Source organism: Limnochordia bacterium (genome assembly GCA_023230925.1).
Classification (GTDB): Bacteria; Bacillota; Limnochordia; order DUMW01; family DUMW01; genus JALNWK01.
Window position 1 is genome coordinate 1 of record JALNWK010000073.1, and the last position, 10,414, is coordinate 10,414.

Consider the following 10,414-nt stretch of genomic DNA (forward strand, 5'->3'; position numbering starts at 1 on the left):
CAAAGGAGTGGGTATGCGCTGGAGTGAGGAAGGGTTCAACCATCTACTTCACCTACGTTTGGATTGGGTAAACGGAAGATTTGATGACCAACTCTTCTCCCCCCAATAACTAAATACGCCCGATGAGAAAGCCTGTCATACCATATACTCGTCGGCCCAAATTCATATGGTTCCTCTCCTCCTTAGATTGGTTTTTCTTTTCAAGGATCACTACGCTTGGCTAGAAGTTGATCAACCCCTTTTGGTTATGAGCAAATGGGTGGACTTGCCTTTTGCAGGGGCAGCAGGATACCAGATCCGCTTATGATACCAGTCTAGTAGATAGCCTAGTCGCACAAGATGCGCCAGCATCAGTTGGGCCGCTCCTCTATCGCACCTTCCTTGGTCCTTTGATCTACTTCTAATATATAATAAATGAGCAAAAAATGGTACTACATAAATCTTGACGTTATTTCAAATTGGCTTGTCCTTTTGAATAGGGCCAGCTATGTCTGATTGGAGACGTTAAAGCCCTTACCTTCTGCGCAAGCTTGACGTCCAAGGACATTAATGATAAAAATGTCTTAGTATCTTATGTTTTAATAATCCTCATTATTGCCATCCACCGAAAGGAGTTTACTATGATCATTGCCGACGGGTTAACCAAAAAATACGGTAGTCTAACTGCATGTGACCAAGTTTCTTTACATGTGCACGCCGGTGAACTATTTGGCTTTCTTGGGCCGAACGGAGCCGGTAAAACAACGACGATCAAGATGCTCACCGGACTACTTACACCGACATCGGGCTCCGCAATCATCGCGGGTATTAACGTACAAGAGCAGCCTGTTATGGCCAAGGGACAGATGGCCTTTGTTCCAGATTCGCCCAATATCTATGATAAGCTGACCGCTAGGGAATTCTTACAGTTTGCCGCACAACTACGAAAGATTGAGCAGGCAGAAGCAACGCGGCGTATCGAGGAATATCTTGACTTGTTTGAACTAAGTGATCGAGCCGATGAATTATGCGGTGGATTTTCCCACGGAATGAAGCAAAAGGTCTGTCTTTCCGCAGCCCTTTTAGGGCAGCCTAAGGTGTTGTTCCTCGATGAACCCACCGTTGGTTTAGATCCCAAAAGCGCACGGTTAATCAAGGATATCCTCAGGGATTTCACCAACACTGGCGGAACTGTCTTCATGTCTACTCACATTTTAGAAATCGCTGAACAAATGTGTGACCGGGTGGGCATTATCCAAGCTGGTAAGCTGATCGCCCTCGGCAGCATTGACGAGCTTCGTGAGGGAGCACAGCATGTGGAAACGGGCAAACCCATCAGTCTAGAAGACCTTTTCCTAGAGCTTACATCCAATAACAACGAGGAATAGGGGGTGGAATGATGAGCTCACTAGCACTTTTGATTCGCTACCAATGGCTGCAAACCAAAAACTCCTTAAGGGAACCTAAGGCCAAAATGAAGGTCCTTCTTGTGGTCGCCGTATGGATAGCCTTAGCCTTCACTATTGGCAGAGGAATTTATGGAGTATTCACCTACTTAGATGAGGCAGCCGTAGAGCTTCCGGGTCTTGTACGTACCATCGAGGCATCGGTATTAAGTCTTTTGTGCCTTGGGGTTTTCTTTCTCATCCTCACCACGGGACTCAAAATACTATATGAACGCATTTTCGAAAGCGGCGACTTGCCCTTTCTGCTTTCTAACCCCATCTCTACCAGGACTGTCTTTGCCGCCAAGTTCATGGGATCCTTTGTGTACAATTTCCTTACAGCTGCAATGTTTATTCTACCGGCCTGGATCGCTTACGGGGTGAAAAACTCGGCTTCCGCCGCCTTCTATATCGCAGCAATACTTGCGGTGGTCTTGGGAGCACTTTTGATCCATAGTGTGCTTGCCTTGTTAATTCTTTTGATCATGCGGTTTGTGCCCTCTGCACGCTTAAAGCAACTCTTCATCGGACTTTCCTCTGTGGCCGCTTTACTCATTGTGATTGGCTCTCAAATGATGAACACCCGCATGATGCAGGAGCAGCTCCAAGATCCAATGGTCTTCCTGGAACAGGTGGGTCAGTGGGGCATTGGGAATAACCCTTACCTGCCCCATCTGTGGATGAGTCGCTTTGCTCTAAGCTTCCTCCCAAGCTTTGATTACTCACCCTGGGCCAATGGGTTGCCCCTCGTTCTGACCACCCTAATCCTGGGTTATCTAGCAATTAACCTGTCGGGCTCTTTCTTTCTCGCTGGTTGGGGTACCAAGGACGATAGCCCTAGGAAAACCGTAAAGAAGGCGCACAAAAGCACCTTCTCCTTCTGGCCCAAGCAAAGCAGCACCGCGGTGATCCACAAAGAGCTACTACTGGCCAAAAGGGAACCTTTGCTCTGGTATAACCTGGCGGTAACAAGTATTGTGCTTGGATTCTTCGTCTACAATTTGCTTTCAAGCACTCCCTCCGAGGAACCGGGCATGACAGAGATCTGGGTCATGCGGGTGCTTTTGTTGATCATGCCTGCCTTTATGGGCAGCGTCCTAATCTCACAGCTAGGGGGGCTTTCTGTCAGTAGAGAGGGCAAGAATTGGTGGTTTTTGTGCAGTAACCCCATTGAGCCAAAGTCAATGTATTGGGGAAAGATGGCCTATGCCACAATGATACCCGCCCTTTACTGTGTTTTGTTTCAGGTGATCATCTTCTTTCTTTTCCCCGAAATGCCCCTTCTTCCTTTGTATGTCTCTATTCCCGCGGTGATCTTGATTAACCTCACCGTTGCCGCGGTGGAGCTCATGCTGGACATCCTCTTCCCGGACTTCTCTATTAAGATTGAGTTTGGAGGAACCGCAGGAAAGACATCGGGAACTATGAAAATGCTATCGAGTATGTTCCTTGGTTTCGCTGCCATGTTAGTCTTCGGCGGGACTATTAGTTTTCCGGCTTGGGGCGGTTCCGTGTTTACCGGGCTTTCCACTACCACAGTCAACTGGATCACCTTGGTGGCTTTCCTGATTGAGACATTGATGATCACTGCTATCGCCGCAAAGGTATCGATACGGAAACTTGATTGGTTAATGAGGAATCTTTAGTAAAATTGCCGGGTGCAACACCCGGCAATTCCATTATTTAAGCAACTCCATGACCACCTGGGGCATTTCCTGTGGTAGACATTTGCGCTTGTGTCTTCGGGGCATTCTCTGTAATGATTGAAGCCCTTGGGGAACAGTTAAGCCCGTCCTCTCCTCCAAAAGCTTAATCAATTCAAACTCATCCATCCCGACTAGTGCCTCGGAACCGAACAGCGCTTGGGTTACACTTTCCACAAACTTGAGGGGACTTGCGGTGCTGGCGATCACCGTGTGAGTGGAATCCTGGGTTTGTTCTACGTACTGCTCATAGACATCCAACGCCACCGCGGTATGGGGATCAACAACATAACCATAATTGGCATATACTGACTTGATGGTGGTAAGGGTCCTTTGGTCGGTACATGCACCAGCCCAGAAGATGCTTTGGATACTCTTCAGAACCCGAGCTGGCACCTGGTATGCGCCCTTCGTGGCTAGTTCCATCATCCATGTTTTAATCAGCTTTGCATCACGGTCAGTTAGCTCATAGAGCAAACGCTCAAGGTTACTAGATACAAGAATATCCATCGAAGGAGATAGGGTCTGGAAAAACGGTCGCCTTCGATCATAGACCCCAGTGTTGATGAACTGGGCAATGACATCATTCTTGTTTGAAGCCGTAATCAACCGGTCAATCGGTAGACCCATACCCCGGGCATAGTAAGCCGCCAGGATATTACCGAAATTCCCCGTGGGTACCACCACGTTAATCCGGTCCCCTAAGGCAATCCTACCGGCCTGCACCAGATCCAAGTAGGCTGAGAAGTAGTAGACAATCTGGGGTACAAGTCGACCCCAATTAATCGAGTTTGCCGAGGAAAAATGCTTGTTACAGTCAGCTAGCTGACTAATCATGTGGGGATCTGTAAAGATTTCCTTTACGCCCCGCTGGGCCGCATCGAAGTTGCCTTCCACCGCCACCACAAAGGTATTGCTACCCGTTTGGGTCACCATTTGGCATTTCTGGATAGTGCTAACGCCCTCCGCCGGGTAAAAGACAATAATCCGGGTACTACCTACATCCTCAAAGCCAGCCAAAGCCGCCTTGCCTGTGTCACCGGAGGTGGCCACAAGAATGACCACTTCTCCCGTTACCCCCAGTTTCGTCATCGCGGTGATCATAAACTGAGGCAGGATCTGCAAGGCCAGATCCTTAAACGCAAAGGTGGGTCCATGCCACAGCTCGAGGATGGACCTTTGTTCATCTAGTTTATGCAAGGGCGTGATCGCCCCATGGGAGAACTTCTGGGAGTTATAGGCCCTGGTGATACAGCCTTGTAGTTCATCGGCTGTAAAATCGGTAAGGAACCGCCCTAAGATCTCATAGGCCCTCTCTGCATACTCGTATTTACCACAAGCCGCCAGTTCCTGCAATGTCAGCTTAGGAGTCTCCTCGGGAATAAACAGGCCACCATCGGCGGCAATCCCCTGGAAGATCACTTCACTGCTGGTGGCCATGGGTCGGCTACCCCGTGTGCTATTGTACCTCATCAGCAAACCTCACCCTCAATCCAAATGGTTAACAGATTCTAGATGGTGGAACTAGATTCCTGTTTCCTTCGCAGGATTAACTTTCGTAATTCCGCACCAAGCAAGGGAATTAGGGCGAGCACAAACATCTCGAGCACCCTGCCCGCACCAACGGGTACAAGCTTGAACAAGGTGCGCAGAGCGGGCACGTAAAACACCAGTCCTAAAAGCCCCAAACAAACAATGGTCGACCAAAACAGCGTCGGATTAGACAAGGGCGACATCGCAAACACCGAGGTTCTCTCCGACCGAACCCCATGGGCACGGAGGAGTTCACCCATGATCAATGTGCCAAAGGCCATGGTGCGACCTAGTTCCACACCACCATGCTGCTGACCAATGAAATACGCGATAAGGGTGACCACACAGATGGCTAACGCTTGGCTAACAATTCCTATGGCCATGGTCCGATCGATAATTGGCTCATCGGTAGGTCGGGGTGGGATATCCATCACATTTCGCTCGCCCTTTTCCAGCCCTAAGGATAGCGCTGGGAAGGAATCGGTCACCAAATTCACCCAGAGCAACTGCAAGGGCAATAGGGGAACCGGCCATCCTAATAGGATCGAGAAAAAGACAATCAATACTTCTCCCACGTTACAGGACAGCAGGAAGTAAACGAATTTACGGATATTCCCGTAGATCACCCTTCCTTCCTCAACCGCGGCCACAATACTGGCGAAGTTGTCATCCCGAAGAACCATATCCGCGGTACCCTTAGCTACGTCGGTACCGGTTCGACCCATGGCCACACCAATATGGGATCTTTTCAGTGCTAAGGCATCATTGACACCGTCCCCGGTCATAGCCACAATATGGCCATGGGCTGCAAGGGCCTCAACAATACGTACCTTATGCTCCGGGGATACCCGCGCATAGACGCTGACTTTCTTGACGGCTTCCTTCAATTCCTCATCAGTCATGGTCTCAAGTTCATCGCCGCTGATCACTTGAGCATCTTCACTTACCATTCCTAACCTACGGCCAATGGCCTGGGCTGTAACGCGGTGATCTCCGGTGATCATCACCGGTCGAATTCCCGCCCGTTTACATAGGGCAATGGCATCCATCGCCTCTTGCCTAGGTGGATCAATCATCCCCACTAGGCCTAAGAAAATTAGTTCTTCCTCCAGGGAACTACTTTCTAATTCGACGGGGACCTGGTCAATCCGTTTATATGCAATAGCTAGGACCCTAAGGGCGTCGTTGGCCATGTGGGTGTTCGCTTCTTCGATCTTCGCCAACTGATCGCTGGTCATGGGAACAATCTCATCGGACACCCGCAGACCACTACAGCGCGGGAGCAGTTGATCAACGGCACCCTTCACATAGACCACATAACGTCCGTTATCTGCATGAACTGTGCTCATGAGTTTGCGCTCGGAGTCAAAGGGCAGTTCTGCGACCCGAGGATCTCGGTTATTGAGCTCCTCGCCCTCCAGTCCGGCCCTTTGGGCTAAGAAGAGCAATGCTGCCTCAGTGGGATCTCCTAGGATCATGTCTTGTCCTTGGCATACCTTCGCATCATTACATAAAGCTCCTGCCTTAAGCAACAGCAGTAAGTCATCATCGGCTAACTGGATCGTTCCATTTTGACCGACTTCGAATAACGTTCCATCTACATAGACAGCTGTTGCCGTCATCCTGTTTTGGGTTAAGGTCCCTGTTTTATCCGAGCAAATCACCGTGGTGGTACCTAGGGTCTCTACAGCAAGCAACCTTCTCACGATTACGTTACGCTCCGCCATGCGTTTGATACCCAAGGCTAAGACTATGGTTACCACCGCAGGAAGGCCCTCAGGAATCGCCGCCACCGCCAAACTGATTGCGGTCATAAAGGCGTAGATCAAATCATCACCCCGGAGGATACTCGCCAGAAACACAAAGGCACAGACCACCAGCACAATGATCCCGATCCATTTGCCTAGTTGAGCCAGCTTGACCTGCAGTGGGGTCTGTTCCTCCTTGGCCACCTGGAGTTGACCTGCAATCTGACCGAATTCCGTTTTCATCCCCGTGGCCACAACCAAACCCCGGCCCCGGCCGTTGGTGATGACCGTACCACTATAGGCGAGGTTGCTCCGTTCAGCAAGTGGGGTTCCTGCCTCTAGCTTTTCTGTATCCTTCAGCACTGGCACCGACTCACCCGTCAAGGAAGCCTCGTCCACTTGCAGATTATTTGCCTCCACCAACCGCACATCAGCCGGTATATAATCCCCGGCTGACAGTAACACCACATCCCCCGGTACAACCTCACTAGCTAGCACCCGTTCAATCTGACCGCATCGCAGAACACTGGCCTGGGGTGCGGTCATTTCTTGCAACGCTTCAAGGGCATGGTCGGCTTTCAATTCCTGGGCTAGACCTAACACCGCATTAATGAAAATGATCGCGAAAATGACAATCGCATCCACTGGCTCACCCACAAGAAACGACACCACGCTGGCACCAAGCAAAATTAGAATGAGAAAATCCGCGAATTGCTCTATAAAGCGGCTCAGAAGCGTTCGCTTCTTCTGCTTGGTAATCTCATTGGGCCCGTACTGCTGTATACGCTCCCTTACTTCCTCTTTGCTAAGACCTTCATTTGGATTGACCCTTAGTCTAGATGCTGCTTCATCAATACTGGTTTCGTGCCAACTCAAGTTCTGTCCCCCCATTTACACAAAAAGACCTTTGCCTTGGTTATACACCAAAACAAAGGTCTCGCTACCAAAACTGCTGGTCGATAGAACCGAGTAAGTAAAACTTACCGGGATGACGATTCTATCAAGGCGGCTTACCGCCGGCTACTCCCCTTTATCGCATATATTCTACCTGCTTCCCTCGGCAAAGTCAATCCTTCTCTGGTTGTGAATCAGCTGCTTTTGCTTCCTTTTGCTCCACCAACGCCTCCATTTCCTCAATAGCCCCCCGTACAGCCTTGAGTCCTTCAAGCAAGGCTGCTTCATGGGCCCGTAGAGCCTGGAGCGTGGACTCATGGGAGTGATAGCTGGCCGCCGGGGCACCCGTACAGCCACAGGGATAATTATATCCCCGATAGGACCAGGGCTGTGCGTAACCCTGATATGGTACCTGTTGATAACGCCACATAGTTTTCCCCCCTGTATTCTTAGGCTATGTTTTAGCCTATGCATGGGAGCATCCACCTGTGCGGTTTTCCGATAATTCCCAAGAGGTAGTCTATAACAGCAAAACGAAATATATCCATAACAGGAGGGATCTATATGAAACGCATACTAATGGTTGTATTTTCCTTATTATTTCTTGCCGGTTGTCTTTCCACTGTGATGTCGCCCGCAAATGTGGCTGATACAATCAGCGTCCTTGGGGAGAGCTACCGTGTGGGGGATATCGAAAGCATAGTCCAGCTACATACCGATCCTTTCAATCGGTCCACAGCAATGGATGTTACACACGCTGACCTTCTTGAGGAACTATCAGCATTCTATACAGAATACGCCTATACGGTCTATACCGTTGATGATATCCAAGTGGAGGAGTTGGCGCCAAACATTGCCCTGTGTACCTTCAATATCCAATCAGTAGCAGAGGGAGCAACTTCTACCATAGCCGCCCATAAAAAAGTACAACTGACCCTGCAATACATGGGTAGATGGCAGATCATTGGAGAAAATATTATTTCTATCGATGAGATCATTGAGGAAGAGCATAAGCGCCCAGCCCTGCAATTGAACGTCCAACTAGTCGGTTCAGATTCTTTTAAGGGGAAAGTAACAGAAAGCATGGAACTCCTTTATGAACAAAGCTACGAGCATTTTGCCTTAGTCAACGGCACCCTAAGCAAGATCCAAGCAGGACAACGCTCGGGGGCAGAGGTGTGGACTAGGACCTTCGTAATCGGTCCAAGCTCACAGAACACCGATGTATATTGGTTGGCTTCGATTATCGTCCACGACACAGTCCATGTAGTCCAATACTTGGAGCAACGGACCTATTTCGGCAAAGAGGCCGAATTGGAGGCTTTGAGAGTCCAGTTAGCATGTCTTCAGGCGCTAAATGCACCTGAATATCATATTAGCCGCATCCAACAAATCCTAGACGACCCCGATAACAACAACTATTGGGACGTTGATTATAACGATCGCAATTGGTAGGATTTCCTTTGCGATAAACCGAAGACCTTCCTTCACACTTTTGCTGTATTTGCAATATCATATAGCGAAAAAACCTTTATATCAGGATCTTGGAAGGAAGGGAAACGAATGACATCCAGTGTCTATGACTCTTACCCAGTATTCGGGTATGCTACCTATCCAGAATCCTACTGGAATATCCCCCAAGGTTATTTGTACTCGTCCCAGGAAATACAACCACAGCAGGTCTGTCCCCCCGGTACATTTTCCTATACCGTGGTACCAGGGGACACCCTCTTTTTCATCGCCCAGCGCTTTGGCACCACCGTTAATGCTATCCTCGCAGTCAACCCCCAGATTACTAATCCTAACCTGATTTTCCCAGGGCAAGTGATCTGCATACCAAGTGCGGCTCCACCTCCTCCACCAGTCTGTCCATCAGGCACCTTTGCTTACACCGTGGTACCAGGGGACACCCTCTTTTTCATCGCCCAGCGCTTTGGCACCACCGTTAATGCTATCCTCGCAGTCAACCCCCAGATTACTAATCCCAACTTGATTTTCCCAGGGCAGGTAATCTGCATACCAAGCGCGGGTCCACCACCTCCACCCGTTTGTCCAGCAGGAACATTTGCTTATACCGTAGTACCAGGGGATACACTGTTCTTGATAGCACAGCGCTTTGGCACCACCGTTAATGCTATCCTCGCGGTCAATCCACAGATTACTAATCCCAACTTGATTTTCCCAGGGCAGGTAATCTGCATACCGAGCGCGGGTCCACCACCTCCACCCGTTTGTCCAGCAGGAACATTTGCTTATACCGTAGTACCAGGGGATACACTGTTCTTCATCGCCCAGCGCTTTGGCACCACCGTTAATGCTATCCTCGCGGTCAATCCACAGATTACTAATCCTAGCTTGATCTTCCCAGGGCAAGTAATCTGCATACCCTAGCACAAAGAATTACAGGCGTCAGGACAAATCCTGACGCCTGTCTTCTACCGACGATAATTTTCTTCGCATATCCTTGTCTAGACTCGTGACCACTACGGTTAGATCATCCAACACCCGATGTGTCATCGTATGAGTCAACGATTCACGGGTACTAGCTCCATCTCCAATTCCTGTAGGTTCAACAGCTGCTAAGCATACCACCTTTGTCGAGTCTGTACATTAGGTTCGACATACCCCCCCGATGATGTCCTTCCTACACGGGTAATGGGTGTACGGCTGTCCGGGGTACATAGACATTCTTACGCATTACTTTCCTTACCGCTTTCTCAGCTATTTCTTTTAGTGAACCTAGGCTGAGATTTATCTTGCGCATGAACTCAACAACATTGTCAGTTAATTTCTGTAGGCGTCAGGTATTGCGCCAACACAGTAGCTCCATCATCGCGCCAAGTCCTTCCCGACTCCAGCTTCGTTTACCCTTAACACGGCGAGCAAAACGAGACATTTGGCTTCCACCCGCACCGAGTTCTCGTAGGGCGTCTACAGATATCCACGGGCTTCTAGACGTTTTCTGTAGTCTACCGTAGCATCAGCTATTTGTAAACGTAAAAAAGACCCCACCTGGCCTTCTGGGTGGGGGTTGTGTTATGCTTGTTAGTTTTTCTTCTGTGTACGGCAATAGTCGGGGATTTCGGGAGACCAGGGCATGAACCGTTCGAGG

General features: G+C 49.5%; 8 protein-coding genes. 4 read left to right on the top strand and 4 right to left on the bottom strand.

Annotated features, from left to right (window positions below; genetic code table 11):
• Nucleotides 1-620: 620 nt before the first annotated feature.
• Both M0Q40_11695 and M0Q40_11700 read left to right on the top strand, forming a co-directional pair.
• Nucleotides 621-1,367: an ABC transporter ATP-binding protein gene (locus tag M0Q40_11695; protein ID MCK9223258.1), complete on the top strand. Its 747-nt coding sequence runs from the start codon at nucleotides 621-623 to the stop codon at nucleotides 1,365-1,367.
• Between the two features lie 11 nt (nucleotides 1,368-1,378).
• On the top strand, nucleotides 1,379-3,070 hold the full coding sequence (locus tag M0Q40_11700) for a hypothetical protein (protein MCK9223259.1): 1,692 nt from the start codon (nucleotides 1,379-1,381) through the stop codon (nucleotides 3,068-3,070).
• A 33-nt stretch (nucleotides 3,071-3,103) separates the two neighbouring features.
• Here the strand turns inward: M0Q40_11700 and thrC are convergent, their stop codons facing one another.
• The 3 genes from thrC to M0Q40_11715 form a co-directional block, all read right to left on the bottom strand.
• A complete protein-coding gene (thrC, locus tag M0Q40_11705) occupies nucleotides 3,104-4,600 on the bottom strand; it encodes a threonine synthase (protein ID MCK9223260.1) in 1,497 nt (498 codons plus the stop codon).
• A 38-nt stretch (nucleotides 4,601-4,638) separates the two neighbouring features.
• On the bottom strand, nucleotides 4,639-7,284 hold the full coding sequence (locus tag M0Q40_11710) for a calcium-translocating P-type ATPase, PMCA-type (protein ID MCK9223261.1): 2,646 nt from the start codon (nucleotides 7,282-7,284) through the stop codon (nucleotides 4,639-4,641).
• 190 nt (nucleotides 7,285-7,474) lie between these two features.
• On the bottom strand, nucleotides 7,475-7,732 hold the full coding sequence (locus tag M0Q40_11715; protein ID MCK9223262.1) for a hypothetical protein: 258 nt from the start codon (nucleotides 7,730-7,732) through the stop codon (nucleotides 7,475-7,477).
• A gap of 134 nt (nucleotides 7,733-7,866) precedes the next feature.
• Here M0Q40_11715 and M0Q40_11720 point away from each other — a divergent pair, with 134 nt between their 5' ends.
• Together M0Q40_11720 and M0Q40_11725 are read left to right on the top strand one after the other, a co-directional pair.
• Nucleotides 7,867-8,757 carry a hypothetical protein gene (locus M0Q40_11720; GenBank protein MCK9223263.1) on the top strand — a complete coding sequence of 297 codons (891 nt, stop codon included), beginning with the start codon at nucleotides 7,867-7,869 and terminating at the stop codon, nucleotides 8,755-8,757.
• A gap of 108 nt (nucleotides 8,758-8,865) precedes the next feature.
• Entirely contained in the window at nucleotides 8,866-9,693 is an 828-nt protein-coding gene (locus M0Q40_11725) for a LysM peptidoglycan-binding domain-containing protein (protein ID MCK9223264.1), read from the top strand.
• Nucleotides 9,694-10,102: 409 nt separating this feature from the next.
• Here M0Q40_11725 and M0Q40_11730 read toward each other — a convergent pair whose 3' ends face one another.
• Nucleotides 10,103-10,198, bottom strand: a complete 96-nt coding sequence (locus tag M0Q40_11730) for a hypothetical protein (GenBank protein ID MCK9223265.1) — start codon at nucleotides 10,196-10,198, stop codon at nucleotides 10,103-10,105.
• Nucleotides 10,199-10,414: the final 216 nt, after the last annotated feature.

Coding starts and splice junctions, on each gene's coding strand:
- thrC (MCK9223260.1), bottom strand. CDS start 4,600: ATGAGGTACAATAGCACACGGGGTAGCCGACCCATGGCCACCAGCAGT.
- M0Q40_11725 (MCK9223264.1), top strand. CDS start 8,866: ATGACATCCAGTGTCTATGACTCTTACCCAGTATTCGGGTATGCTACC.
- M0Q40_11715 (MCK9223262.1), bottom strand. CDS start 7,732: ATGTGGCGTTATCAACAGGTACCATATCAGGGTTACGCACAGCCCTGG.
- M0Q40_11700 (MCK9223259.1), top strand. CDS start 1,379: ATGAGCTCACTAGCACTTTTGATTCGCTACCAATGGCTGCAAACCAAA.
- M0Q40_11730 (MCK9223265.1), bottom strand. CDS start 10,198: ATGTCTCGTTTTGCTCGCCGTGTTAAGGGTAAACGAAGCTGGAGTCGG.
- M0Q40_11720 (MCK9223263.1), top strand. CDS start 7,867: ATGAAACGCATACTAATGGTTGTATTTTCCTTATTATTTCTTGCCGGT.
- M0Q40_11695 (MCK9223258.1), top strand. CDS start 621: ATGATCATTGCCGACGGGTTAACCAAAAAATACGGTAGTCTAACTGCA.